Origin of the sequence: Amycolatopsis sp. AA4 (assembly GCF_002796545.1) — a bacterium.
GTDB lineage: Bacteria > Actinomycetota > Actinomycetes > Mycobacteriales > Pseudonocardiaceae > Amycolatopsis.
Map to the genome: position 1 here is coordinate 1,992,703 of NZ_CP024894.1, position 25,938 is coordinate 2,018,640.

The 25,938-nt window shown below is 67.3% G+C and carries 24 protein-coding genes; 20 read left to right on the forward strand and 4 right to left on the reverse strand.

Annotation, left to right across the window (positions count from 1 at the left end; translation table 11 throughout):
* Nucleotides 1-41: 41 nt before the first annotated feature.
* The gene (locus CU254_RS09535) at nucleotides 42-1,250 is read right to left on the reverse strand and encodes a hypothetical protein (protein ID WP_009075056.1); all 1,209 of its coding nucleotides are present in this window, start codon (nucleotides 1,248-1,250) and stop codon (nucleotides 42-44) included.
* A 141-nt stretch (nucleotides 1,251-1,391) separates the two neighbouring features.
* Here CU254_RS09535 and CU254_RS09540 point away from each other — a divergent pair, with 141 nt between their 5' ends.
* The 4 genes from CU254_RS09540 (at nucleotide 1,392) to CU254_RS09555 (ending at nucleotide 5,706) form a co-directional block, all read left to right on the forward strand.
* On the forward strand, nucleotides 1,392-3,221 hold the full coding sequence (locus CU254_RS09540) for an Hsp70 family protein (protein ID WP_037713084.1): 1,830 nt from the start codon (nucleotides 1,392-1,394) through the stop codon (nucleotides 3,219-3,221).
* Nucleotides 3,222-3,256: 35 nt separating this feature from the next.
* A complete protein-coding gene (locus CU254_RS09545; RefSeq protein ID WP_037713086.1) occupies nucleotides 3,257-3,451 on the forward strand; it encodes a DUF3046 domain-containing protein in 195 nt (64 codons plus the stop codon).
* A gap of 249 nt (nucleotides 3,452-3,700) precedes the next feature.
* On the forward strand, nucleotides 3,701-4,744 hold the full coding sequence (gene recA, locus CU254_RS09550; RefSeq protein WP_009075062.1) for a recombinase RecA: 1,044 nt from the start codon (nucleotides 3,701-3,703) through the stop codon (nucleotides 4,742-4,744).
* A 416-nt stretch (nucleotides 4,745-5,160) separates the two neighbouring features.
* Nucleotides 5,161-5,706: a regulatory protein RecX gene (locus tag CU254_RS09555; RefSeq protein ID WP_037716844.1), complete on the forward strand. Its 546-nt coding sequence runs from the start codon at nucleotides 5,161-5,163 to the stop codon at nucleotides 5,704-5,706.
* Nucleotides 5,707-5,769: 63 nt separating this feature from the next.
* On the opposite strand, the gene eda is transcribed toward CU254_RS09555, so the two are convergent.
* Nucleotides 5,770-6,393 carry a bifunctional 4-hydroxy-2-oxoglutarate aldolase/2-dehydro-3-deoxy-phosphogluconate aldolase gene (gene eda, locus CU254_RS09560; protein WP_009075066.1) on the reverse strand — a complete coding sequence of 208 codons (624 nt, stop codon included), beginning with the start codon at nucleotides 6,391-6,393 and terminating at the stop codon, nucleotides 5,770-5,772.
* Entirely contained in the window at nucleotides 6,390-8,330 is a 1,941-nt protein-coding gene (edd, locus tag CU254_RS09565) for a phosphogluconate dehydratase (protein ID WP_009075067.1), read from the reverse strand. Before edd ends, eda begins: the two co-directional genes overlap by 4 nt.
* A 335-nt stretch (nucleotides 8,331-8,665) precedes the next feature.
* Between edd and CU254_RS09570 the strand changes: the two genes are divergently transcribed.
* The 4 genes from CU254_RS09570 to CU254_RS09585 all read left to right on the forward strand — a co-directional run bounded on the left by CU254_RS09570 (nucleotide 8,666) and on the right by CU254_RS09585 (nucleotide 13,682).
* A complete protein-coding gene (locus CU254_RS09570) occupies nucleotides 8,666-9,565 on the forward strand; it encodes a Scr1 family TA system antitoxin-like transcriptional regulator (RefSeq protein WP_009075068.1) in 900 nt (299 codons plus the stop codon).
* A gap of 881 nt (nucleotides 9,566-10,446) precedes the next feature.
* Nucleotides 10,447-11,805, forward strand: coding sequence for an SIR2 family protein (locus tag CU254_RS09575; RefSeq protein WP_009075070.1), 1,359 nt, complete (start codon nucleotides 10,447-10,449; stop codon nucleotides 11,803-11,805).
* A 73-nt stretch (nucleotides 11,806-11,878) separates the two neighbouring features.
* Nucleotides 11,879-13,117, forward strand: a complete 1,239-nt coding sequence (locus CU254_RS09580) for a helix-turn-helix domain-containing protein (RefSeq protein WP_037713089.1) — start codon at nucleotides 11,879-11,881, stop codon at nucleotides 13,115-13,117.
* 4 nt (nucleotides 13,118-13,121) lie between these two features.
* On the forward strand, nucleotides 13,122-13,682 hold the full coding sequence (locus CU254_RS09585) for a flavoprotein (RefSeq protein ID WP_009075074.1): 561 nt from the start codon (nucleotides 13,122-13,124) through the stop codon (nucleotides 13,680-13,682).
* Between the two features lie 6 nt (nucleotides 13,683-13,688).
* Here CU254_RS09585 and CU254_RS09590 read toward each other — a convergent pair whose 3' ends face one another.
* Nucleotides 13,689-13,988 (reverse strand): MafI family immunity protein, encoded by a 300-nt coding sequence (locus CU254_RS09590; RefSeq protein WP_037713091.1) that lies wholly within the window; start codon nucleotides 13,986-13,988, stop codon nucleotides 13,689-13,691.
* A gap of 156 nt (nucleotides 13,989-14,144) precedes the next feature.
* Here CU254_RS09590 and CU254_RS09595 point away from each other — a divergent pair, with 156 nt between their 5' ends.
* From CU254_RS09595 to CU254_RS09650, 12 genes are all read left to right on the forward strand, one after another.
* Nucleotides 14,145-14,417, forward strand: coding sequence for a hypothetical protein (locus CU254_RS09595; RefSeq protein ID WP_037713092.1), 273 nt, complete (start codon nucleotides 14,145-14,147; stop codon nucleotides 14,415-14,417).
* A gap of 36 nt (nucleotides 14,418-14,453) precedes the next feature.
* A complete protein-coding gene (locus CU254_RS09600) occupies nucleotides 14,454-14,900 on the forward strand; it encodes a hypothetical protein (protein WP_009075076.1) in 447 nt (148 codons plus the stop codon).
* Entirely contained in the window at nucleotides 14,901-15,827 is a 927-nt protein-coding gene (locus tag CU254_RS09605) for a Scr1 family TA system antitoxin-like transcriptional regulator (RefSeq protein ID WP_009075078.1), read from the forward strand.
* Nucleotides 15,828-16,148: 321 nt separating this feature from the next.
* Nucleotides 16,149-17,726, forward strand: coding sequence for an FtsK/SpoIIIE domain-containing protein (locus tag CU254_RS09610; protein WP_009075080.1), 1,578 nt, complete (start codon nucleotides 16,149-16,151; stop codon nucleotides 17,724-17,726).
* On the forward strand, nucleotides 17,723-18,109 hold the full coding sequence (locus CU254_RS09615; protein ID WP_037713094.1) for a hypothetical protein: 387 nt from the start codon (nucleotides 17,723-17,725) through the stop codon (nucleotides 18,107-18,109). The genes CU254_RS09610 and CU254_RS09615 overlap by 4 nt, the downstream gene beginning before the upstream one ends.
* Nucleotides 18,106-19,764, forward strand: coding sequence for a replication initiator (locus CU254_RS09620; protein WP_009075082.1), 1,659 nt, complete (start codon nucleotides 18,106-18,108; stop codon nucleotides 19,762-19,764). Before CU254_RS09615 ends, CU254_RS09620 begins: the two co-directional genes overlap by 4 nt.
* Nucleotides 19,765-19,781: 17 nt before the next feature.
* Nucleotides 19,782-19,997: a helix-turn-helix domain-containing protein gene (locus CU254_RS09625; protein ID WP_037713098.1), complete on the forward strand. Its 216-nt coding sequence runs from the start codon at nucleotides 19,782-19,784 to the stop codon at nucleotides 19,995-19,997.
* Between the two features lie 22 nt (nucleotides 19,998-20,019).
* Nucleotides 20,020-21,276 (forward strand): site-specific integrase, encoded by a 1,257-nt coding sequence (locus CU254_RS09630; RefSeq protein ID WP_037713099.1) that lies wholly within the window; start codon nucleotides 20,020-20,022, stop codon nucleotides 21,274-21,276.
* Between the two features lie 200 nt (nucleotides 21,277-21,476).
* Nucleotides 21,477-21,764: a hypothetical protein gene (locus tag CU254_RS09635; protein WP_009075085.1), complete on the forward strand. Its 288-nt coding sequence runs from the start codon at nucleotides 21,477-21,479 to the stop codon at nucleotides 21,762-21,764.
* Nucleotides 21,761-22,591, forward strand: a complete 831-nt coding sequence (locus CU254_RS09640) for a hypothetical protein (protein ID WP_009075087.1) — start codon at nucleotides 21,761-21,763, stop codon at nucleotides 22,589-22,591. The genes CU254_RS09635 and CU254_RS09640 overlap by 4 nt, the downstream gene beginning before the upstream one ends.
* 57 nt (nucleotides 22,592-22,648) lie before the next feature.
* The gene (locus CU254_RS09645; RefSeq protein WP_009075089.1) at nucleotides 22,649-24,565 is read left to right on the forward strand and encodes a fumarate reductase/succinate dehydrogenase flavoprotein subunit; all 1,917 of its coding nucleotides are present in this window, start codon (nucleotides 22,649-22,651) and stop codon (nucleotides 24,563-24,565) included.
* On the forward strand, nucleotides 24,562-25,314 hold the full coding sequence (locus CU254_RS09650; protein WP_009075091.1) for a succinate dehydrogenase/fumarate reductase iron-sulfur subunit: 753 nt from the start codon (nucleotides 24,562-24,564) through the stop codon (nucleotides 25,312-25,314). The genes CU254_RS09645 and CU254_RS09650 overlap by 4 nt, the downstream gene beginning before the upstream one ends.
* Nucleotides 25,315-25,938: the final 624 nt, after the last annotated feature.

The window sequence follows — 25,938 nt, forward strand, 5'->3', positions numbered from 1 at the left end:
GCGGTCCGGTCCGGATCCCCTCGTGTGGGTGACCGGTCGGCTTAGATCGCGTACTTCCACACGGTCAGCGAATAGGCCGAATACCAGGCCCCGACCAGCACGAACACGGTCGCCGCGGCGATCATCGTCGACTTCTTGCGCCCGGCCAGCCCCATCGCGACGGGAAGCAGGAGCGCGAAGTCGGGAAGGACGAACCGCGACTTCAGCGCGGGCAGCCCGGCACTGCACAGGACCAGCACCACGACACCCACCGCGTAGGCGGCCAACGGCCACGGCATCCGGCGGCCAGTGACGGAGATGACCGCGAGCGCGATCGCTGCGAGCATCACGAGAACGACAAGCGTCTCCCACGCGTTTCCCGAGGTGAAAAGCGTCTGCGTGATCCACTTCCAGGCTTCGCCGCCGGCGTCGAAACGCGTGTTCCAGCCGCGAAGTTCGACGTCCTGCCAACCGGTCAAGCTGCCGGTCTGCACCGCGACGAATCCCCAGTACCCGAGCAGGCCGAGCGGCGCGACGAAGACGCACACGAGCGCGTTCCCCCGCTGTCGGTTCCGCCACCCGTCGACGGCCGCGGCGACCACCACGACAGCCACCAGCACACACGCAGTGGACCGGGTGAGCCCGGCGAACAGCGTCGCGGTCGCAGCGAGGTACCAGCGGCGTTCGAGCACGCCGACCAGCGCCCACGCGGCGAGCGCGGTGAAGAGCGCCTCGGTCATCACCATGCTTTCGGCGATCGCCATCGGCGCAGCGCCCCACAACACCGCGAGCAGCAACCCCGCCCGATGACTGTGGACGTGTCGGCCGATCCGGTACATCGCCGTCGCCGCCGCGATTCCGGCGAGCGTCGACAGCAGGATGCCTGCCCCGAAGTACGTCACTCCGGGCAGCTTCTCGAGCAGCCCGGTCAAGGCCGGATAGAGCGGGAAGTAGCCGTACGACGCGTCGGGATACGGCAGCCCGGCAGCGTCGAGCGGATTGCTCACGCCGGTGTAGTTGTGCTCCGCGATCTGCAGGTACCACCAGCCGTCCCAGGACTGCAGCCGGTCTCCCAGCGGCAGGTCCCGGGGAGCGGCCATGGCGGCGAGCGCGCCGAGGCCGACCAGTCGCACCACGAGGTACAGCACCGCCGCGTGCACGTAGCCGGAACGGCTCCACTTGCCCGCCGCGACCCGCAAGGAGTGCGCCGGACCGTCCGCGTCGGTCTGTCCGAACTGGTCTCGGCGGGTCTTGTCCGCTAGCTCTGTCATTGCCTCCCCGTCCTCGGAAGACGAGACGTTCCGTCGCTTCCCGGGGTTGCGTGCGTCGCGAGTTTCGCGGGTCCGCACGCACGGTGACCGGGCACGTGGCAGCATCTCCGCCAGCGCTGCTTGAGTCGAGGGGAATTTACTGTGCGGATCCTGTCGGTGGACCTGGGGACGTCGAACACCGTTGCCGTCCTTTCCGCGCACGGCAGGCCGCCCCGCGTCGTAGAGGTCGACGGGTCGGCCAACATGCCCTCCGCGGTGTTCGCCGGGGAAGACGGCACGCTCATGGTCGGCCGGGACGCCGAACGTCGTGCGCGGCTCGACCCGACCCGGTTCGAGCCCAACCCTAAACGGCGCATCGACGAGCAGACACTGCTGCTCGGCACAGATGTCGTGCCGGTCAACGAAGCGCTCGCCGCGATCCTGCGCCGCGTGCTCGACGAGACCACGCGCCAGCTCGGCGGCGAACAGCCGGACGAGGTCCGGCTCACGCACCCCGCGCAGTGGGGTCCGGTGCGCCGCAACGTACTGCTGAGCGCGGCGCGACTCGCCGGCATCCGCGGAAACGTAGTCCTCGTGCCGGAGCCGGTCGCTGCCGCGGCGCACTTCGCGTCGTTCCCGGAGCGTGCGTTGGCTCCAGGGCAGGCTCTCGCGGTGTACGACCTCGGCGCGGGCACCTTCGACGTCGCAGTCGTCGGCGCGAACCAGAACGGCTACACAGTGCTCGCCGAAGACGGTCTGCCCGACCTCGGCGGCCTCGACGTCGACCAGGCGCTGATGGTCCACGTAGGACGTGAGGTGTCGCACTCGGACCCGCAGCGCTGGCAGCGGTTGCTTCGGCCCGAGTCCACTGCGGATCGGCGTACGCGACGCGCGCTGCAAGAAGACGTGAAGGCTGCGAAGGAGGCACTGTCTCGGCATCCGCAGACAGAGGTGCCGATGCCGGAGCCGTTCAAGGACGTGCTCGTCACGCGCGGAGAGCTCGAAGGCTTGGTGCGTCCGGCAATGCTGCGCAGCGTCGAGCTGCTTTCGCGGACGCTGCGTTCCGCCGGGCTGAGCTCGGATCGTCTCGCCGGCATCTACCTCGTCGGCGGTTCGAGCCGGTTGCCGCTGGTCGGGTCGATGATCGCGGAGAAGCTCGGCGTCGTCCCCACGAGTCTCGACCAGCCGGAGACGGCCGTCGCGCTAGGTGCACAGCACGTCGCGAAAGACGGACTGTCGATGCGTACGCAGAACGTCGAGGGCCAGGTGGCGTCAGGTGCGCCGTACGCGCCTCCTGCTGCGCCACAGGGCAACTACTCGGCGTACTCGCCGACGCAGCCACAGCCGATGCCGCCGTTCCAGTCTTCGCCGGCACCGTCGAACTTCCCGACGTACACGCCCGCTAAGCCGGAGAAGAAGAACCGCACCAAACTGTGGATCGGCATCGCAGCGGCTGTCGTCGTCGTGCTCGCGGCTGGCTTGACGGTGTTCTTCACAACAAAGGGCTCGTCGGTGACGACGTACACCGCCGAGGAGTGCCGTACGCCAGGGCAAGCCGACTCCTCCGGCATGACCGGCTGCATGCGTCAGCTGGCCGGCAAGGTCGCGGAGAACGGCGGCTGTGCGCCCGGCATGGGCAACGGTCCCGCCGCTCCAGCGAAGAGCCTAGGGGCCGCGTCGACGTGCGCCGCGCCGGGACGCGCGGGCACTCAGGTGACGTACGTGCAGGGACAGTCGACAGCGGAGCTGAAGCAGTACACCGACGGACTGCTGTCCTCCGCGGGCGGCGACCGCACCGAAGCGGACTGGAAGGGCAACGCTCTCGAAGGGCACTACGCGGCCGCGGCCGGGCAGTCGTCGGCGGTTCTCGTGTTCACCGTGAAGGACCGGCCCCTCGTCGGATTCCTCTATCAGGTGAATTCCGGCGGGCAGGCGGCCACGCCGGGCGCGCTGGCCGACTACTTCGAACAGAACGTCCAGCCGGGGGAGTGATCCCGGCCGGAGCCGGGAAAGCTAGCATTCGCCCGATGCGTATCACGGTGTTCCGACGGCTGATGGCCGAGGAGTTCGGGTCCGGACGCGCCGAGATGCTCGCCAAGGACCACGTGTTCAGCGGGCTCGGCGGGCGCACGGTCGAAGAGGCGCTGAGCGCGGGAACGCCGGCCAAGGAGATCTGGCGAGCGGTCTGCGTCGAGTTCGAGGTGCCGCCGGAACGGCGCTGACCTGGGGTTTGCCGGTTCCGGTCGCCGCGAAGGGCGAAAACCGCGGCGGATGGGCGTGTCGCCGCGAGCCTCGAACACCTGTTCGTCTATGGTGTTGTGCACAACGGGGCCAGCGATCCACAGATCGGTCGCCGCGCCTGGAATTGTCGGTCCCTCCCCGTAGCGTCGGACCGGACAGGGTTTGACCGCCGGACAAGCCCGACTGGACAACCGAACACACACAGGCCCCAACCAGCGAGGTGGACTTCCATGCCAGCAGCACCCGACAAGGACAAGGCGCTCGAGCTCGCCCTTGCGCAGATCGACAAGCAGTACGGCAAGGGCTCGGTGATGCGCCTCGGCGAGGAGTCCCGGCCTCCCATCGCCGTGATCCCCACCGGCGCGATCGCCCTCGACGTCGCGCTCGGCATCGGCGGCCTGCCGCGCGGCCGGGTCGTCGAGATCTACGGACCGGAATCCTCCGGTAAGACCACGGTCGCCCTGCACGCGGTGGCCAACGCCCAGCGCAACGGCGGCATCGCGGCCTTCATCGACGCGGAGCACGCGCTCGACCCGGAGTACGCGAAGCGGCTCGGCGTCGACACCGACGCGCTGCTCGTGTCCCAGCCGGACACCGGCGAGCAGGCGCTCGAGATCGCGGACATGCTGATCCGCTCGGGCGCGCTCGACATCCTGGTCATCGACTCCGTCGCGGCCCTCGTGCCGCGCGCGGAAATCGAGGGCGAGATGGGCGATTCGCACGTCGGCCTCCAGGCCCGCCTGATGAGCCAGGCGCTGCGGAAGATCACCGGTGCGCTGTCGAACTCCGGCACCACCGCGATCTTCATCAACCAGCTGCGCGAGAAGGTCGGTGTCATGTTCGGCTCGCCGGAGACCACCACCGGTGGCAAGGCGCTGAAGTTCTACGCGTCGGTCCGGCTCGACGTGCGCCGCATCGAGACGCTCAAGGACGGCGGCGAGCCGGTCGGCAACCGCACCCGCGTGAAGGTCGTCAAGAACAAGGTGGCCCCGCCCTTCAAGCAGGCCGAGTTCGACATCCTCTACGGCATGGGCGTCTCGCGCGAGGGCTCGCTCATCGACATGGGCGTCGACCAGGGCATCCTGCGCAAGTCGGGCGCCTGGTACACGTACGAGGGCGACCAGCTCGGCCAGGGCAAGGAAAACGCCCGCCGCTTCCTGCGCGACAACCCGGACATCGCCAACGAGATCGAGAAGCGCATCAAGGAGAAGCTCGGCATCGGCCCGCAGGTCGACGCCGAAGCCGAGGCAGTGCCCGCGCCGGTCGACTTCTGATCCGGGGAGGGGAGGGGATCGGCAGGTTCCCTCCCCGGTGCTCGGGTCGGACACCGGTCCACCGCTGAACCCGGGGCGGTCTTCCGCGACGGCCTCGCCGGGGTGGCGGTGTTCCGGTTTGTGTCGGAGCCTTTCTCGTCCTGCGCGGAGGGCTTCCCGGCAGGTGGGCGGGCGTGGTTCAGCAGCGAGCGAATCGCGGACGGGTCGGCCGCGCGGTGCGCGGGGTCGGTCCGAGGCCGCGTCCGCGGCGGCTGGCAGAGGTTGGCGATGGTTGCCGGTCCGAGCCAGTGCGAGTTCGGCGACTGTCGTCCGCCGGGATTCGCGCCGGTGTCGGGCTGTGGTGCCGGGCGGCGGAAACGGGTGACGAGGTGACGGTGCCGTCGTCCGAGGACGGTGCCGGGAAGAGGAGTGCGTTCGTGGCCAGGGTGCCGAAGGTCGAGCCGGCGGAGTTGCCTCCGGAGGAGCGGGCCAAGAAGGCCAAGGAGATCTGCTTCGACCTCCTCGCCGCCCGGCCGCGGACGGTCGACGAGCTGCGGCAGGCGTTGCAGCGCAAGGGTTTCGACAGCGAGACCGTCGAAACCCTGCTCGGCAAGCTCGACCGCGCCGGTCTCGTCAACGACGCCGAGTTCGCCGAAACCTGGGTCCGCAACCGGCACGCGAACCAAGGGCTGTCGCGTACGGCGCTGGTCGCGGAGTTGCGGCGCAAGGGGGTCGACGGGGAGATCGCGGCGCAAGCGGCGGAGGAAGTCGACCGGGAGTCCGAGGAGCAGCGGGCTCGCGAATTGGTGCGGAAGCGGCTCGGGTCGCTCGGGAACGTCGACGAGCAGACCGCGATCCGGCGGCTGCTCGGGTTCCTCGCGCGGAAGGGCTATCCGCAAGGCATGGCGTACACGGTGATCCGCGAGGAGCTTCGCGAGTTCGGGGCGGAATCCAGCATGCTGGACGACGTGACGATCGACTGACCGCTCTACGACACCAAGAAACCCGCCACCTCCAGCCCGGAGGCGACGGGTTTCCGGAGCGGCTCAGCGCAGCGCGGCGGCTTCGGCAGCCAGCTTCTCGACCGCGGCGAAGTCCTTGGCCGCCAGCAGCTTCGCGGGCGTCAGCCACGAACCGCCGACGCAGCCGACGTTCGGCAGCGCCAGATACGACGGGGCCGACGACAGCGTGATCCCGCCGGTCGGGCAGAACTGCAGCTGCGGCAGGGGTCCGGCGATCGACTTCAGGAACGCCGCGCCCCCGCTGGCCTCCGCCGGGAAGAACTTCAGCGCGGTGAGCCCGCGTTCGGCCAGCCGCATCGCCTCCGACACCGTGCTCGCGCCCGGCAGGAACGGCAGCCCGGTGGCGAACGCGGCGTCCAGCACCGCGTCCGTGCAGCCCGGCGTCACCAGGAACTTCGCGCCCGCGTCAGCGGCCTGCTTCGCCTGCTCCGGCGACGTCACCGTGCCGACGCCCACGACGATGTCCGGCACCTCCGCGGCCACCCGCTCGATCGCGGACAGCGCGACCGGCGTGCGCAGCGTCAGCTCGATCACCCCGATCCCGCCGGCGAGCAGGGCGCGGGCCGTCGGCACCGCGTCGTCGACGTCGTCGATCACCACGACGGGCATCACGGGGGACAGGGCGAGCAGGTCCGTGCCGGTGGTCACTGACCGACCTCCTGGGTCTGGAGAGCATACGGGGACTCGCCCATTGTCCCGCTTCCGAATGGCGGAACGCCCCGGGCGAGGTCCAGCTCCGGGGTGAGCGCTCCGAACACGCTCGCGCCCTGGTCAGCCGGGCCGACCGCGCGCCGCAACGCCCCGAACAGCTCCCGCCCGGTCCCGCTCCACGCGGCCTCCGACGGCGGGGCGTCCACGAGGTTCCGGCCGGCCAGTTCGTCGTCCGCGACCAGCACGTCCAGCGATCCGGACCGGGCGTCGAACCGGATCACGTCGCCGTCGGCGATCCGGGCGATCGGCCCGCCCACCGCGGCCTCCGGCGTCACCTGAATCGCGGCCGGGACCTTGCCCGACGCACCCGACATCCGGCCGTCGGTGAGCAGCGCGACCCGGAAACCCCGGTCCATCAACACGCCCAGCGCCGGGGTCAGACCGTGCAGCTCCGGCATGCCGTTCGCCTGCGGACCCTGCTGGCGCAGCACCACGACCACGTCGCGGTCCAGCTCGCCGGCCTCGAACGCGACCCGGAACGCCTCCTGCGACGTGAACACTCGCGCCGGCGCCTCCACCACACGGTGCTCCGGAGCGACTGCCGACACCTTCGTGACCGCCCGGCCCAAATTGCCTTCCACTATCCGCAGCCCGCCGTCCGGCGCGAACGGCCGCCACACCGGACGCAGCACCTCTTCGTCGAGGCTGCGTGTCGGCACGTCCCGCCACACCAGCTCGCCGTCCGACAAGATGGGCTCCTGCGTGTACCGGCGCAGACCGGGACCCGCGATGGTCTGCACGTCCTCGTGCAGCAGCCCCGCGTCGAGCAGCGTGCCGACGAGGAACTGAATGCCGCCGGCCGCGTGGAAGTGGTTGATGTCCGCGCTGCCGTTGGGGTACACGCGCGCCAGCAGCGGCACGACCGCGGACAGATCCGAGAAATCGTCCCAGCTCAGCTGAATCCCCGCCGCCGCGGCGATCGCCACCAGGTGCATCGTGTGGTTCGTCGACCCGCCGGTGGCCAGCAGTGCGACGATGCCGTTCACGAAGGCTTTTTCGTCCAGCACCTGCGAAATCGGCGTGTACGCCTCGCCTCGCGACAGCTCGACGACGCGTCGGCCGGCCTCTTCGGTGAGCGCGCGGCGCAACGGCGTGTTCGGCGGCACGAAGCTCGCGCCCGGCAAGTGCAGGCCCATCACCTCGACCACCATCTGGTTCGAGTTGGCGGTGCCGTAGAACGTGCACGTACCTGCGGAGTGATACGACGCCGCCTCCGCGTCGAGCAGGTCCTCGCGCGTCGCGAGTCCCTCCGCGTACAGCTGCCGCACGCGGGCCTTTTCCTTGTTGGGCAAGCCAGAATTCATCGGCCCGGCAGGCACGAGCACCGCAGGCAGATGCCCGAACGACAGCGCGCCGATCAACAGGCCCGGCACGATCTTGTCGCACACGCCCAGCAGCAACGCCGCGTCGAACATGTCGTGGGACAGCGCGATCGCCGTCGCCATCGCGATCACTTCGCGGCTGAACAGCGACAATTCCATGCCCGGACGGCCCTGCGTGATGCCGTCGCACATCGCGGGCACTCCGCCGGCGAACTGCGCGACGCCACCGGCTTCGCGGACCGATTTCTTCAGCCACGCCGGGTATTCCTGCATCGGCTGGTGGGCGGAGAGCAGGTCGTTGTAGGAGGACACGATGGCCACGCCGGGCGCGCGCAACTGGCGCAGCGCCTGCTTGTCGACGCCGTCTATGGCGGCGAATCCGTGCGCGAGGTTGCTGCAAGCGAGGCCGCGGCGGACCGGCCCCTCCTCGAAAGCGGCCGCGTTGCGGGCGAGGTACGCCGCCCGCGTGTCCGCACTGCGCTCGGCGATCCGGTCAGTGACGTCGGCAAGCACGCGGTGCACCGCGGCGGTCGGGTTCGGGCTGCTGCTCATCTCAAGCTCCCGGCTCGTGACGGGTTCGCGAGACGACGGCGCTGGCGTCGCGGGAACGTGACGGTGCACACGGTAACCCGAAAACCTGCCGGAAACAAAATCGATTCAGAAACCCCCTATGGGGTGACGCGCCGAGCTGGATGGTCGCGCGGTGGCGCTCTGGGGCGTGCGGTTGGTGTCGCCGAAGCCGAGGTGTTTCCGGATGTCGAGCCAGGTTGCAGGGCTCCCACGATGGGTTCAAGCCGTCTCGTCTGCGGCCGCTGACACGGATCGGCGACAGGCATAGGTGTTAGCAATGTGGAACAGGCACTATCCGCGGCTGGAGGTGACGGTGGATGCGAGATTCGGACACGCCCACTCCGCGGGAGCGCGTTTTGGGCAGGGCATTGCGGAATGCCCGGATCGAGGCGAGCTTCGGTCTGCGCGAGCTGGGACGCTGGGTCGGGGTGGATCCGGCGCTGCTGTCGAGCTGGGAGCTGGGCCGGGAGATCCCGACGCTGGAAGACGTGGCCGGGGTGCTGGGCGCGCTCGGGGTGGTCGGCGAGCAGAAGACGCGGATCATGGAGCTGGCGCGCGAACTCGCCGGGGCGAGCTGGATCATGCCCGGATCGCAGGCGAACACGGCCCATTACGCGCTGGTAGCTGGGCACGAGCGCAACGCGACGTCGGTGACCGTGTGGGCTCCGCTGGAGATCCCGGAATTGCTGCAAATCCCCGACTACGCGCGGCTGAGGTTCGGCCCGAGCCTGTGGGACAACGAAATCCTGGAGCAGGTCGTCGAGAACCGATTGAGCCGCAAGAGGATTCTGTTCGGCGAGGAAGCGGTCGAGACGCAGCTGTTCATCGGCACCGAGGCACTGCGCAATCACCTCGGAGATGCCGAGCTGATGCTGCGGCAGGTGCGGTACCTCATCGAGATCGCGGCGAAGGTGAAGATCCGCTTGGCCCCGAGCCAGGCCGTGCCGGCGGGAGCCCTCAGCTGGTACCGGCAGCGGGATACGACAGACGTCGTGTACTTCCCGCACGAGCGCGCAGGCGTCTTCCTGGCCGGTCGGGAAGCCGCTCCTTACGTGGGAACCATCGAGCAGCTGGCGGAGTCCGCGCTGTCCCCGGAAGATTCACTGCAACGCCTGTCGGCCGCGGCTGCCGAGTTTGAGGAGGAGGTGAACGCCCAGAGGCAGGCGAACGAGACGGGTTTGACGAAGCTCTTGGCGGGCGAAGACCCGGCAGGGTAGCGGGCTGTCGCGTGGGGTGACGGCTGGATGACTCTCTGTCTGCGGCAGGCGTGTTCCGCTCATCGGCAGAACGCGCTTAGGCACCTTGAGTTTGCGCGGCTGACGTCCCAGAGACGGCCCAGACCCCACTTTCGGCCCCTATCTGGCGAGAAAACCCCAGGTCAACAGGTACAACATGCCCCGCTCTGGTAAATGTGCTACTTCTGCCGAGGGGGTTTCCAGACCTGCGGGCTTTCCCTCGGATAACGCTCTGACCTGCGTTTTCGGGTCGGTCGGGACCGGTTGGGTCTGGTCCGGTTTGGATCTCTGACGTCCTGTAGACGTCCTGAGGCCGGTCTGTCTGAGCCCGTTTGCGGCCCGGCGGACCGGCCTCTAGCCGTGTTTGGCGGCTGACTACTCGGAGTGGCGAACCGGGTCCGCGGGAGGCGTCGGGTGGTCTGATCCGTCGTTCTCGCCCTTGCCAGCTTGAGTGCTGCGGTGCCGGGGTCAAGGGTGAGCGAAGCTCATCGCGCAGCGACGCCGGAGGCGCCCTTGAGGCCGGTGGCGCGGCGTTCGATCATCGGGCGCGAGGATGACGGCCCGACGCCGGAGGTGGGCGGCTGAGCTGAGGCTGTGGCTGCCCGGTCGTGCCTTTGGGAAGCCTTCCGCGCCGCCTGTGGCGGTGTGCGCACCCCGGGCGAGTCTGCGGCGGGCTCGCCGGGCGGGCCGGCCGGAGCGCTAGCGGAGGCCCGCCCAGCCACCGGCGAGTCTCGCCCTACGCGAGGTGACCGGTTGCGCGCCGCCGCAGGCGGCGCGCCTTGATCCCATAGAGCCAAATTCGGCAGATCTCTGCGCTGTCGGGGTTATGATGAGCAAAACTGGCGCGGACCACGGGGCGAAAATTGGACTCCACCGAAGAGAGCATCAACACCGAAACTGCGGAAGCGGTCGCCCACTGCGCGCTTTGCGGACTAAATAAGCCATTCGAACTTCCGCAAGATTTAGTTGATGCTGCACATAGCGGCTCCCTCGTAATATTTGCGGGTGCGGGCGTCAGTACTGAAGTTCCAGCAGTGTTTCCGCAGACTATGTACGCCGATATTAAGAGTTCTCTTAAATCTCCTCCTGAGAGTGACTCATTTCCGGACGTGATGAGCGCTTATGAGCGAGAATTCGGTCGAGTTAGACTGGTCGAGAAGATATGGGAGAGGTTCGACTACACTAAGTCTTTCCCGCAATTGCTCGGTGCGGCCACCAGGTTTCATCGCGAGTTGGCCACGATGCCTTATATTGTGGACATAATAACGACGAACTGGGACGCGTTCTTCGAGGAAGAGTGCGGCGCAATACCAATGGTTACCGGCGATGACTATGCTTTGATTAATTTCAAGGGCCGCAAGGTATACAAGATTCATGGTTCAATTAATGTGATATCTTCCTTGGTTGCTACGCGTGAAGATTACAATGAATGCTTGGAATCCCTGAAAGGAAGTGCACTGGGTGGCACTCTTCGCCACTTCATAGCCACTCGGCCTGTTGTCTTCATCGGGTATTCGATGCTCGATCCTGATTTCCAGGATATCTACACCGCGCTCACTAAGGATTTGGGCAAGATGAACCCAAAGAACTACTTTGTGAGCCCGTTTCCTTCTGAGGAGGCTAAAAGGTTCGGAATGAAGGAGATTGTCACTGACGGCACTTTCTTTCTGCATAAGATGAAGGAAAAGATTGTAGAGCATGGTTGTCATCTGCCGGATTCGGTGTACCACAGGGCTGAAGACTTCTTCGAGAAATCACTGTCGGCTCGGCGTGCAATTCGAGACATAAATCACACTGATCTTCCGGGAGTTTTGTACGGTCACTTCTATTTGGATGGAGTGCTCGACGCGACGGGGCGTATTCGTGCTAGACGTGCGACAGGTGAGTACTCTGACAGGCACCATGTTGCTGAACTCTGTCGAAACTATGAAAAGCTATTGGGTAACGCCATTGATCGCGGCCGTTATGACGACGCTGCATACATCGAAGGCTACGTTTCGACGCTTATAACACTTCTGCTGGATGACGATGATCCGGATGTGCCGCCATACTTTTGCTTCACTCAAAGATCAATCCATGATCTTGAAGACTTTGTTCGAGCGGCAAGAAACCTTCGCCGTAGAAACCGAAGCGCATTCGATAAAGCGGTTAAGATTAGTCGAGACGCTGGTCCGGACCTGATACCTATGCACACCCCATTTCTAGATGGAGTGTTCGACTGACGGTGCCTTGTGCGACCCTCCAGGTGTGCATCGGTCACGATTGACCGACAGGTGCGCTGTTAACCTGGGAGGTATGCGAGGTGCGGGTGATCAGCTCAGCATCGGGGAGCGTATTGCCTTCTACCGGCGGCGGCGTGGTCTGTCGCAGGCGGTGCTTGCTGACCTGGTGGGTCGCACCGAGGACTGGTTGAGCAAGATCGAGCGCGGCGAGCGGGATATCCGCCGGTTGGACGTGCTGGCGGAGGTTGCGCAGGCCCTGCGGGTGACGCTCGGCGACCTGCTCGGCGAACCGGTCTTGCTGGAGGACCAGGAGAAGAACGACGATGTCCCGGCTATCCGCGACGCGCTGATGGCTCCGCGTCGGCTCTCCCGGACCTTGTTTTCCTCGGCGATGTCGCCCGAGTACATCGACCCCGCGCCGGTTGCGCAGCTGGTGGAAGGCACCTGGTCCAGCTATCAGAACGGCGAACTCGGTCGGGTCGTCGCGGCGCTGCCTGGGCTGATCAAAACCAGTCAGGCGATGGAGGCCGCTTCCTCGGATGACGCGACGTACAAGCGGGCGTGCGCGGCGGTGTCGGCCCGGGTTCACCACCTGGCCGCGACCACGCTGAGCAAGATCGGTGAAGCTGACCTCGCGTGGATCGCGGCCGAACGTGCGATGCAGGCCGCTGATGATGCGGATGATCCGCTGGTGCTGGCCTCGGCCGCGCGGTCGGGGACGCATGCGCTGCTGGCGGTGGGTCGTTTCGATGACGCGCTGGAGCTGGGCGACGTCGCGGCCAAGTGGTTGCTGCCGCGCATGGCCGAAGGTGATCCGGCGGCGCTGAGCCTCTACGGGATGCTTTACCTCCGGACTGCGGTGGCCGCGGCTCGGCATCAGGACCGGTCGACGGCGAATGACCTTCTCGGGCACGCGGACCGGGCGGCGGACCAGCTCGGGGTGGACGCGAACTACTGGCAGACCGGGTTCGGACCGGCCAACGTCGAGCTGCACCGGCTGTCGGCGGCGCTGGATCTCGGCGACGTCGGGCAGGTGATCGAGTCTGCGCCGCGCGTCAACGTCGAGCATCTGCCGGTGGAGCGGCAGGTCACACACTTGATCGACTTCGCGCGAGCGTTGAGCCTGGTCGCGAAGGACGACGAAGCGCTTGACGCGTTGCTGGAGGCGGAGACGAAAGCGCCGACTGTTGTCCGGCACAACACGATGGTGCGTGAGGTCGTGCGGTCGATGTATCGGCGTGCTCCAGCTTCGGCAGGCAAGAAGTCCTCGGCGCTGCTGGCGCTGGCTGAGCGCTGCGGCGCGGTGAGGTAGGCGGATGTCGTCGCGTGTTCTCGGCCTGGTCGGCTCCGGCGCGGGCGGGGTCGAAGATCTGCTTCCGAAGCTGATCCGACCTGCTCAGGCTGCGGGGTGGACGGTCGCGGTGACGCTGACCCCGACGGCTGGGCGCTGGCTGGCTGAGTCGGGTGCGCTGGCGGAGATCGAGGAAGCGACGGGTTACCCGGTGCGGGTCGAGCCGCGGTCGCCGTCGGAGCGCAGTCCGCATCCTGCGCCGGACTGCTATCTGGTCGCGCCGGCCTCGGCGAACGTGGTTGCGAAGATGTCGCTTGGCATTGCGGACAATCAGGCGTTGACGCAGGTCAACGAGGCCATTGGCACGCACAACCTGCCGGTCGTAGTCTTCCCGCGCGTGAACGCGGCGCATGCGCGTCAGCCGTTCTGGGAGATGCACATCGAGAACCTGCGGCGGGTCGGCGTCGAGCTGCTTTACGGTGACGACGTCTGGCCGCTGCACGAGCCGCGCAGCGCTCCCGGCCGGGATCTGCCCTGGTCGGTGATGCTCGCAGCGATCGAGAAGGCTGTGCCGGTCGAGAGCTGAGGCAGGTTACTCCGCTGCGGCCAACCGTTCTAGACAGAGCCTGGCCGAACCTGATTGCGGCTCCTTGTACAGCCCCATTTCACGCGCTGCCTCGTCCAGTGCTCGCCAGAACGCCACGCGCGCGTTCACCTCGTCGCCGATCTCGACCAAGCAGTCGAACGCCAAGCCGAGTTCGTTGTGCTGGATGAAGTCGTCTGCGATCGAGAGGTCGACGTCCGGCTGGTCGCTGATGTCGGCCCGTGCCGCGGCCAGGTGTCGGCGAGTGCGGTTCCAGCTGGCGTAGAGGGTCGCGCGGTCTTCGGTCACGGGGTCATTCTGATTGCTCCGGCGGTGCCGAGCACGCAGTTTTGACCTGCGCGAACCTACCCGGACAGTTTGTCCGGGTGATCTGCCTTACCCGGGTGTCTCCTGATCCCAGCGCGCCAAATCGGGCGTGCGGAAGCCGAGACATCGGGAGAGCACATGGGCATTCACGTGGTGATCCAGCCCCTCGTCGGATACGGCGCTGCCGTCGTGTCGCCTTCCCCTGGGGTTCGCCAGCTGGTGGCCGGGGGCGATGAGACCGCGATCGTGATCCAGGTACCGGCTCGGATCGGCGGCCTGATGGACACCGCGCGGTTTGCGCGGAGTCTCTCGGTGGCCGCTGGCGAGTTCGGCGAGTGGTGCGAGACGCAGAACCGTACTCGCACCTACTCCTCCCCTCTCGGCGACCAGTGGCCGGAAGAGCGCGACTGAGCGCACAAAAACCAGAGCAGCAAAGGGAAATTCAGCATGGCTATCGAAAAGGGACACCGGTTTGCGATCGACTTCGACGACGCGTTCCCGCAGGGGCTTGTGATGGTGGGCGAAGTGATTCCGGACAACGAGTATCAGTCTCGGGAGGATCGCGCGGCGGGTCGGCCCGTACGCCAGCGCATTGACGAGGTGACTGGCAAGCGGCAGTGGAGGGCTGCGGTGACGGACCCGGGCGAGACGCGGGCGAAGCGGGCGTCGTTCGAGGTGACGTTCTTGGCGGACGTGCAGCCCGTGCCGACGACGTCGGAGGCGTTGCCGGGGATGCGGCCGATCGAGCTGGAGGGGCTCACGGCTGAGCCGCGTGTCGGCGGTCAGGGCGAGTTCAAGTACCAGACGTATGTGTTCCGGGCGACCGGCTTCAAGGCTGCTGCGGCGAAGCCGTCGCGGTCTGCGTCTGCAACTGGTGACAGCAAGGCGGCGTAGATGCGTGGGACGGATATGGCGAGCCCGCGAGCGCGCGGCCTGGGTGCGGCGTTGCGGGATGCCCGGATCGAGGCGCGGTTCGGGTTGCGGGAGCTGGGACGGCGGATCGGGGTGAACCCGGCGTTGTTGTCGAACTGGGAACTCGGTCAGCGGGTCCCGACCCCGGAAGAGGTGTCGAACGTGCTCGGTGCGCTTGGCGTGACGGGGGAGCGGAAAGCCTGGATCATGCTGCTGGCCCGGGGCGTGACAGGGCCGAGCTGGTCGTCGGTGGGGTCGCAGGCTGACCCGGCGCACTACACGACGTTGATCGCGCACGAGCGGGTCGCGACGGCCGTGACGGTATGGGCTCCGCTGTTGATTCCGGATCTGTTGCAGGTCCCGGATTACGCGCGGCTTGTCTTTGGCCCGGACCTGCGGGACAAGCAGAAGCTGGACCAGGTGGTCGAGAGCCGGATGGATCGCAACCGGATTCTGTTCGGTGCGGGCGCGGTGAAGGCGGAGATGTTCATCGGCTCGGAGGCATTGCGGAATCATTTCGGGGATGCCGAGGTGATGTTGCGGCAGACGCGGTTCCTCAAGGATTTGGTCGGGCTGTCGCGGACGATGACGATCCGGCTGGCTCCGAGTCAGGCGGTGACGGAGGAGGCGTTCAGCCGGTACGCGCTCAAGGACACCTCGGACGTCGTGTACTGCCCGCATCGCGCGATGGGCGTGTTCCTGGTCGGGAAGGAAGCGGCCTCGTATGAAGTGACGATCGGACGGTTGAGGGCGGCGGCGTTGTCTCCGGCGGAATCGCTGGCGCGCTTGTCGGTGGTGGTCGATCAGCTCCTGAAAGAGGTGAAGGCGCAGCGGCGGGCGACTGACGCCGGGCTGAACCGGCTCCTGACTGGCGAGGAACCAACCGCCGACGAATCGACCACCGACTAGCCGAAAACCGAGCGGGAGTACTGAAAAAAGCGCACGGCGACGTGTGCTGTGTTCAACGCGCCCTTGAATGGGCGGAATTGTTCCGTATAAACGCAGAACCGGCCTCTGGCGACCAACCTTCACCGGTTCTGCGCTGTCCACTGGGAAGTGAACAATGACGAACATAACCGGTTCTGGACGGCGTGCGTCAACTGGGGTCACCCGGATGCGTTGCGCCGCATGCAAGAAGTTCGCCCGTCTCGTGCGGGGCGAGACGAAGTGCGCGGCATGTCAAGGAATGCTGCCGCTTGACCTCGCCGCGGCTGAGGGCGGTGAGCGTCGATGAACGCGGTAGCGGTGATTGTCGGCGGTGCGGGCCTGGCGGTGCTGGTGTGGGTGCTGGCCAAACTCGGCCGGGCCTTCGCGGCGATCGCGGAAACCCTGGCCGCATTGGCGTTCCTCGGCCTGGCCCTGTGGGGCCTCGTGCGTGTGGGCGGCTGGATTGTTCGGCAACTGGCCACGCACTGGCGCACCTGCCTCGCCGTGCTCGCTCTCGGCGTGTGGTGGCACTGGCTCGGCTGGCCTTCGCTGGCGATCACGGCAGGCTCGGTCGGCCTGGTAGCGCTCGTGTGGCGGCTGGGCTGGCCGGTGGGATTCGAGCAGTGGTGCGGTCGCTGGGTGCGTGCCTGGTGGCTGCGCTGGGCTGTCTACGGGCGCAAGCTCCCGGGCTGGCTGCATGCCTGCGGCCTGACGGTGCGCGACGAAGCGATCCCGGTGGACGTGACCGTGAACCTCGTCTCGCGGCGGCGCAAGCGCGAAGTGGCGGCCCAGTCTCGGCGTGACGCGGGTGTGGCCTTCCCGCGCGTGCTGGGGGTCCGCTCCGGCCCCTCGTGGGATGAGGTGCGCGTACGGCTCGTGCCGGGCCAGACCCCGGAGGACTTCGGCGAGGCCACCCGTGCGCTGGCGACGGCTCGGCGGGTCACGCGGGTGCAGGTGCGGGAGATCTCGCCGGATGTGGTGTCGGTGGACTTCATGCGCCGGGACCTGCTGGCCTCGGCCGTGTCCTGCCTACCGCTGCAGGAGGTGGCCGAGGCGTCGGCGGTGGATCTGCGGCGGGTGTTCGCCGGTTCCACGGAATACGGGACGGCTTGGCGGCTGCCCTTGCTCGGCGGCGGTGCGCACATCCTCGTGGCGGGTGCGTCGGGTGCGGGGAAGAACTCGGTGATGTGGTCGCCGCTGGTGTCGGCTGCTCCGGCGATTCGCTCGGGGTTGGTGCGGGTGTCCGGTGTGGACCCGAAGGGCATGGAACTCGCGTATGGGCGCGGGATCTTCTCCCGCTACGCGGTGTCGGGCGCGGAAGCGCTGGAGGTGCTGGAGGCGCTGCGGGACGAGCTGGAGCGGCGCAAGCGTGCGTTCGCCGGGCAGACCCGGGAAGTGCCGCTCTCGCAAGAGTTTCCGTTGGAGCTGTTGGAGTTCGACGAGTTGGCGGCGCTGACGCGCTACACCGACCGCAAGACCCGCGACGCGATCACCGAACACGTCTCGGTGCTCAACACCCAAGGGCGGGCTGCGCTGATTTCGGTGCGCGGCTATGTGCAGGACCCGACGAAGGAAACCGTTCCGGTGCGGGAGCTGTTCACTCGCCGAGTGTGCCTGCGCGTGACCTCGAAGTCTCAGGTGTCGATGGTGCTGGGCGACGGCGCGTACGAGCGCGGGGCTTGGGCCAACCGCATCCCCGAGTCCACTCCGGGCGTGGGCTACGTGTGGGGCGAGGGCATCCGCGAACCCCTGCGGGTCCGCGCGGGCTGGGTGTCGGACGCGACGGTGAAGGCGCTGGAGGACTACGTCACCAACGGCGGGGCACAGGTGATCGACCTCGCCCACAACCGTTGTGGCAGCAGCGAAAGGGGGACGGCATGAACCGGCTGATGGTCTTCCTCGATGCGATCCGGGATCACCTCGATTCGCATGCGTTGCCTCCGGCTTGCTCGGTGGAGGTCACCACCTGGGCCGCGCCGGTCACCGTGGCTCTCGACACCGACACCTTGCCTGGCGTCGTGGCGGGATTGGCTACCTGGGCGGCGACGCTCGATGGGGCGCGGGTGAGCCTGTGGCGCACGCCGGATGGTGCGCGGGTGCAACTGGAGCTGACTGGACGGACGCCGTGCGGCATCCCGGTCCGGGTTTACGGCGGAGTTCCGTTCGACCCGAGCACCTTTCCCGATCTGCCTCCGCAGACGGATCAGGACATGCCGGTGTGGCTGCTGCGGGAGTGGGCGCGCGCGGGGGAGGAGGCGGCATGACGACCTCTGCACAGGAAACCGCTGGTCAGGGAATGCCGGCCGGGGCGCGTCGGGAGCGAATCCGCGGTGCCCTTGCTGCTGACGTGGTCAAGGCGACTGCGGAGCAGCACGGGGTGTGCGTGCGGCCGTTCACGATGGAGGTTGCCGACACCGACACGGGGGAGCTGCGCTACGTCCCGGTGCCGTGCGGCTCGACAGTGGAATCGGTGTGCTTGCCGTGTGCCCGCAAGGCCAAAGCGCTGCGGCAGGCCCAGTGCCGGGAAGGTTGGCACCTGACCGAAGAACCCGTGATCACCCGCGCGGAGCCCACCGAGCCTCAACGGGAGCTGCTGACCTACCGGGCGGATCTGGCCGCGCACTATCGAGAGGCGGTCGCGGCCGGGAACGAGCCGGAGGCGGAGGAACTGCGGGCCGAAGTGTCCACCGTGGACGCCGAGTTGCGCGAGTCGGGCATGACGGGTCGGCTTCCGGCCCTCGACGTGCCGGGGAAGCGTCCGGTGAAGCGCTCGACCAGGCGCCGTCAGGACGCGCCGAACCTGCCTCGCAAGAAGGTCGCGAAAACCACCGTGGGGCGGGAGTTCGCGGGTCGGTTCCGGCCGTCGATGTTCGTCACGCTCACCTGCGACACCTACGGCCGCGTGCGTCCGGACGGCTCCCCGGTCGATCCCGCCAGCTACGACTACCGGCGGGCCGCGCGAGACGCGGTGCACTTCGCCGCGCTGGTGGATCGGTGGTGGCAGAACCTGCGTCGGGTGGTCGGGTTCGACGTGCAGTACTTCGCGACTGTGGAACCCCAGCGCCGGGCAGCACCCCACCTCCATGCCGCGCTGCGGGGAGCGATCTCGCACGACGTGATCCGGCTCGTGACCGAAGCGACCTATCACCAGGTGTGGTGGCCCAACCACGACGTCATGATCTACGGCGGGGACCGAAAACCGTTGTGGGACCCGGATATTCGTTCCTTTGTGGACCCAGAAACCCAGGAGCCGTTGACGGCGTGGGACGACGCGGTGTCCGAAGTGGAGGAACCGGCGCACGTCGTGCGGTTCGGCGAACAGGTGCACTCGAAGGGAATCCTCGGCGGTACAGAGGAAGCCGGGCGGCACATCGGCTATCTGACCAAGTACCTCACGAAGTCCACCGGTGAAATCGTGGACGCGGACACGTCGGCGCAGCGTGATCACCACGACCGGCTTCACGCTGAGCTGGCGGTCACCCCGTGTTCGCCGCGCTGCGCGGTGTGGCTGCTGTACGGGATCAATCCCAAGGGAGCCAACGCGAAGACCACTCCGGGGCACTGCCGGGGGCGTGCGCATCGGCGGACCACGCTCGGTCTGCCGGGTCGGCGGGTGCTGGTCTCGCGCAAGTGGTCGGGCAAGACCGTGGCGGACCACAAGGCTGACCGAGTCGGATTCGTGCTGTCCGCTCTCGCGGCGGTGGGGATCGAGAAACCGCGTCCTGCGCCGGAAAAGCTGGTATGGCGCAAGGTCGATCCTGGCGACCCGCATTGCCCGCCCCGGGATCAGCTCGTGATGCGCGCCATCGCCGAACGCCGCGCCTGGAAGGCCGAGTACGAAGCGGCTCGGCTAGCTGCCTCCGGATCGCCGCCGCCTGAGCCGCCCGAAACTTCGGCAATTCCGGCGTTGGCTGCCTGACCTGGGAAGGGGGAGACATGAACAACAACCCGCGTGTGCGGCTGGTCAGTGTGGAGGGGCTGTGGACCCCGGAAGATCTCTCCGCCTACCTCGACATTCCCGAGGACACGCTCAAGGACTGGCGTTACAAGAACTACGGCCCGCCGTGGCGGCGGATGGGCAAGCACGTCCGCTACCACCCTGACGCGGTTCGGGAATGGCTCGACGGTCCCGAGACCATGCCTGCCGCATGAGGGACGTGGGGGAGCGAATCTGATGGCACACATCGAAGATCGCTGGTTTCGGGACAAGGTCGATCCCGAAACCGGGGAAGTCGTGCTCAACGACAAGAAGAAGCCGGTTCAAGAGCGCACCGCGGATTATGGGAAAGGCATGCGGTACAAGGTGCGCTGGGTCAAGCCGGACAAGTCGGAGGCATCCCGGTCGTTCCCGGACAAGAAGCTCGGTGCGGCGAAGGAGTTCAAGACCAAGATCGAGAACGAGCTTTACGCGGGGGTGTACCGGGATTCGAGCGCGGGCAGGGAGAAGTTCCGGACCTATGCCACGCAAGTTCTGAAAAGCCGTCCGCTTGGCGAGTCGTCGTTGAACACCATGACTACGCAGCTGGAGAAGTACGTGTTTCCGTTCTTCGGGGAGCGGAGTCTCGACATGTGCGAGAGTTCTGATCTTGCCCGGAAGTGGTTGGCGTGGCTCAACGACGAGGAGCGGAAGCTGTCGGGCACCTACCAGCGTCAGGTGTTCGACCTCGTGCTGTCCATTTGGGACGCTGCGGTGGTCGACGAGAAAATGCGGTCCAACCCGCTCAAGAAGGCGACCATCCCTCGGCCGAAGGCGACGACCAAGGAGGTGCAGGTCTGGCCGGAGAAGCGGGTGCACGCCCTGGAGGAAGCCGTCGAGGACCGGTTCAAGCCAGCGGTCTTCCTCGGTGCGGGCCTCGGCCTGCGGCCGGGTGAGGTGCTGGCGTTCAGCCCGGACAACATCGACCGGAAGAAGATGATCTACCGGTGCACGCGGCAGCTCGTGATGGTCAAGGGCGTGCAGAAGTTCAAGCTTCCGAAGGGGCGGAAGGTACGGGAGATCCCGCTCGGATACGGGCTGCTGGAGAAGATCGACGCCTATATCGAGAGGTATCCGCCCGTCGCGGTCACGTTGCCGTGGGGCGAGCGGGACGGGCAGGCTTACGAGACGGTCAATCTGCTCATGACCAAGCCGAGCGGTGTGCCGTACAAGAACCAGTCGTTTCACATGGGCGTGTGGCTGCCCGCGTTCGTCGCCGCCGGGCTGGCCTATGTCAATGACCGGGACGGCATGCACGCGCTCCGGCACCTGTTCGCCTCGCTGATGCTGTCACGCGGGGTGAGTATCAAAGAACTCTCCGCATACCTCGGGCACTCCAGCGAAGCGTTCACTCTCCGTGTCTATACCCACCTCATGGAGACGAGTTACGAGCGGGCGCGCGCGGCGATCGACAGCGTGTTCCGGCCGTCGAGCGATCTCGCGTCGGCAGCTTGAGTTGTTCGGCTGACGTCCTGGTGACGTCCTGGACCCCACTTTCGGCCCCTATCTAGTCATAAATCCCCAGGTCAACCGGTACAGGATGCTTCCTTCTGGTAAATGTGCTACTTGTCACAGTGCACCGCGCGAGGCAGAGTCGTACGTGGCGGCGTTGATCGTCACCCGAACTGCCGGCCCCACCACCAGGGAGGCTTCCGATGTCCACCACAGAGATCGCCGAACTTCGGCGCACCATCGGCCAGTTGCGGCAGTGCGTGGGCGCATTGCGATCGCGCTACGGCGACGCGTCCGCGGTGCGCCGGCTGGCCAACGACGTCGAGCGGCTCGACATCGACACCGCTGATCTGGACGGGCACCCGCCCGCTGTGCCCGCGCAGGCGAAGGCCGTCGAACGTGTGCCTGTCCCCGACACTCCCTACGATCCGGCGCTGTGGAGCGGCGCCGACGACGAAGGTGTCGGTGGCTACAAGCGCGACCAGCGGTGAGCGCGCCCGCTGACAACGACGTCAGCAGCGCCCGTACCGGCGTCCGGGCGCCGGGGCGGGCGCGGCTCGCCGCCCGGACACTGCGCACCGACCGGTGGTGGCTGTCGCCCCTGCTCACTGTGCTGGGGCTGGCCACCTTCGTCGTTTACGCGACTGTCCGGGCATTCGTGCGCACCGCCTACTGGGTGCCCGAATACCACTACCTGACGCCGTTCTACTCGCCCTGCGTCTCCACGTCCTGCGTTCCGGGCTCGAGCCACTTCGGGCACTGGTTCGGCGAGATGCCGTCCTGGCTGCCGCTCGGCGTGCTCGTGCTGCCGTTCCTGCTCGGGTTCCGGTTGACCTGCTACTACTACCGCAAGGCCTACTACCGCTCGGTGTGGTTTTCCCCGCCGGCCTGCGCGGTCGCCGAACCGCACGCGCGCTACACCGGCGAGACGCGGCTGCCGCTGATCGTGCAGAACGTGCACCGGTACTTCTTCTACGTCGCGTGCGTCGTCTCGCTCGTCAACACCTACGACGCCATCGTCGCCTTCCAGAGTCCCACCGGGTTCGGCTTCGGGCTCGGCAACGTGATTCTCGTGCTGAACGTCGTGCTGCTGTGGGCGTACACGCTCTCCTGCCACTCGTGCCGGCACGTCACCGGCGGGCGGCTCAAGCATTTCTCGAAACATCCCGTCCGGTACTGGATCTGGACGCAGGTCACGAAGCTCAACACCCGGCACATGACCCTCGCGTGGACGACGCTCGGCACGCTCGTGCTGACCGACTTCTACGTGATGCTCGTGTCGAGCGGCGCGATCTCCGACCTGCGATTCGTGGGCTGACCCCGGAAATCCAGCAGCGCAAGGCAGTTCTCCCCAGCTCGTGAGGTGGCTTATTCCATGACCGAGGTCGAACGGCACAGCTACGACGTGGTGGTGATCGGTGCCGGCGGCGCCGGTCTGCGCGCGGTGATCGAAGCGCGCGAACGCGGTTTCAGCGTCGCGGTGGTGTGCAAATCCCTGTTTGGCAAAGCGCACACGGTGATGGCCGAGGGCGGCTGCGCGGCGTCGATGGGCAACGCGAACTCGAACGACAACTGGCAGGTGCACTTCCGCGACACCATGCGCGGCGGGAAATTCCTCAACAACTGGCGCATGGCCGAGCTGCACGCCCGGGAAGCGCCGGACCGCGTCTGGGAGCTGGAGACGTACGGCGCGCTCTTCGACCGCACCGCGGACGGGCGGATCAGCCAGCGCAACTTCGGCGGGCACACGTATCCGCGGCTCGCGCACGTCGGCGACCGGACCGGGCTCGAGCTGATCCGCACTATGCAGCAGAAGATCGTTTCGCTGCAACAGGAAGACTTCAAGAAGTACGGCGACTACGAGGCGCGGATCAAGGTTTTCGCCGAGTGCACAGTCACCGAGCTGCTGCTGGACAACGGCGCGATCGCGGGCGCGTTCGGTTATTGGCGCGAGAGCGGTCGGTTCGTGTTGTTCGAGGCGCCTGCGGTGGTGCTCGCGACGGGCGGCATCGGCAAATCGTTCAAGGTGACGTCGAATTCGTGGGAGTACACCGGCGACGGGCACGCGCTGGCCCTTCGTGCCGGCGCGAAGCTGATCAACATGGAGTTCGTGCAGTTCCATCCGACTGGGATGGTGTGGCCGCCGAGCGTCAAGGGCATTCTCGTCACTGAGGGCGTGCGCGGCGACGGCGGGGTGCTCAAGAACTCCGAGGACAAGCGGTTCATGTTCGAGTACGTGCCCGAGGTGTTCAAGGGCCAGTACGCGGACAGCGAGGACGAAGCCGACCGCTGGTACACCGACCAGGAGAACAACCGCCGCACGCCGGACCTGCTGCCGCGCGACGAGGTGGCGCGGGCGATCAACTCCGAGGTCAAGGAGGGGCGCGGGTCCCCGCACGGAGGCGTTTTCCTCGACATCGCGAGCCGGCTGCCCGCCGAGGAGATCCAGCGGCGGCTGCCGTCGATGTACCACCAGTTCAAGGAACTCGCCGACGTCGACATCACCAAGGAGGCCATGGAGGTCGGCCCGACCTGTCACTACGTGATGGGCGGCGTGGAGGTCGACCCGGACACCGGCGCGGCGAGCGTGCCCGGCCTGTTCGCCGCGGGCGAGTGTTCCGGCGGCATGCACGGGTCGAACCGGCTCGGCGGCAACTCGCTGTCGGACCTGCTCGTGTTCGGCAGGCGGGCCGGGCTGGGTGCGGCGTCCTATGTGGACGGACTCAAGGACCGGCCCGCGGTTTCGCAGTCCGATGTGGACACCGCGGCCGCGATGGCGCTCGAACCGTTCAACCCGCCCGCTGACGGCACGCCGGAGAATCCGTACACGCTGCACACCGAGTTGCAGCAGTCGATGAACGATCTCGTCGGCATCATCCGCAAGGCCGGGGAGATCCGGCAGGCGCTGGAAAAACTCGCGGAAATCCGCGGCCGGGTGCGGCAGGTGACGGTGGAGGGCCACCGGCAGTTCAACCCCGGCTGGCACCTCGCGCTCGACCTGCGGAACATGCTCCTGGTGAGCGAATGCGTCGCCCGTGCGGCGCTGACCCGCACGGAAAGCCGCGGCGGCCACACCCGCGACGACTATCCGTCGATGGACGCGGAATGGCGGCACCGGCTGCTCGTCTGCTCCGCGCGGCCGGGCGACAACCCGCTGGTGCCGGACGTCGACGTGGCGGTGAAGGAACAGGCGCCGATGCGCCCGGACCTGCTCGAGCTGTTCGAACTCGACGAGCTGGGCAAGTACTTCACCGACGCCGAGCTGGAGACCCACCCCGGGAGGACCGCGTGAGCTACCAGGCGAAGTTCCGCGTGTGGCGAGGCGACGCGACCGGCGGCGACCTGCAGGACTTCACCGTCGAGGTGAACGAGGGCGAGGTCGTGCTCGACATCATCCACCGGCTGCAGGCCACCCAGGCCGCGGATCTCGCGGTGCGCTGGAACTGCAAGGCAGGCAAATGCGGCTCCTGCTCGGCGGAGATCAACGGCAGGCCGCGGCTGCTGTGCATGACGCGCATGTCGACGTTCACCGAGGCCGAGGTCGTGACGGTCACGCCGATGCGCACCTTCCCGGTGATCCGCGACCTCGTCACCGACGTGTCGTTCAACTACACGAAGGCGCGCGAGATCCCGTCCTTCACCCCGCCGGAGGGCTTGAAGCCCGGCGAGTACCGGATGCAGCAGGTGGACGTCGAGCGCTCGCAGGAGTTCCGCAAGTGCATCGAGTGCTACCTGTGCCAGAACACCTGCCACGTCGTGCGCGACCACGAGGAGAACAAGGAGGCTTTCGCCGGCCCTCGCTACCTCATGCGGATCGCCGAGCTGGAGATGCATCCGCTGGACGTCGCCGACCGCCGAGACGCCGCGCAGGACGAGCACGGGCTCGGGTTCTGCAACATCACCAAATGCTGCACCGAGGTGTGCCCGGAAGGCATCCACATCACCGACAACGCGCTGATCCCGATGAAGGAACGCGTCGCCGACCGCAAGTACGACCCGATCGTCTGGCTGGGGGACAAGCTGTTCCGCCGGAACCGGTGACGTCCGCTGGGGCGGCCGGGGTCGCGGACCTGGTGGTGTGAGGGCCGCGGGCTTGCCCGTTCGCGGGTGGCGGGCCTGGGTGCTTGCGGGTGGCGGGCCTGCTTCGTCGTGCGGGGTGGTTTCGCATGGTTGCGGGACGCGGGCCTGCTTGGCCGTGGCACCGGCTTTGCCCTTGCGAGCGATGGGCTGGCTCGGTCGCGAGCGGTGGGCCCGGGTGTTCGCCGACGGCGGGCTGCTCGGTCGTCGACGGCTGGCGTGGGCTTTCGCCGACGGCGCGCTGGCTCGTTCGCGGGAGGCGGGCCAGGTTGCTTGCGGGCGGTGGGCCTGCTTCACCATGCGAGGTGGCCCGCATGTTCGCGAGACGTGGGCCCGATTGCCCGTGGCGATGGCTTGCCTTGTGACCGATGGCCTTGCCCTTGCGAGCGACGGGCTGGCTCGGTCGCGAGCGGTGGGCCCGGGCTTTCGCCGACGGCGGGCTGCTCGGTCATCGACGGCTGGCCTGGGCTTTCGCCGATGGCGAGCCTCCGCCTCCCCGCGGAGTGGGCGTGGAGTTTGCCGGTGCGGGCCTGCTCGTTCGCCGACGTTGGGCCTGGCTCACGTCCATGGCGAGTCCGCTCCTGCGGA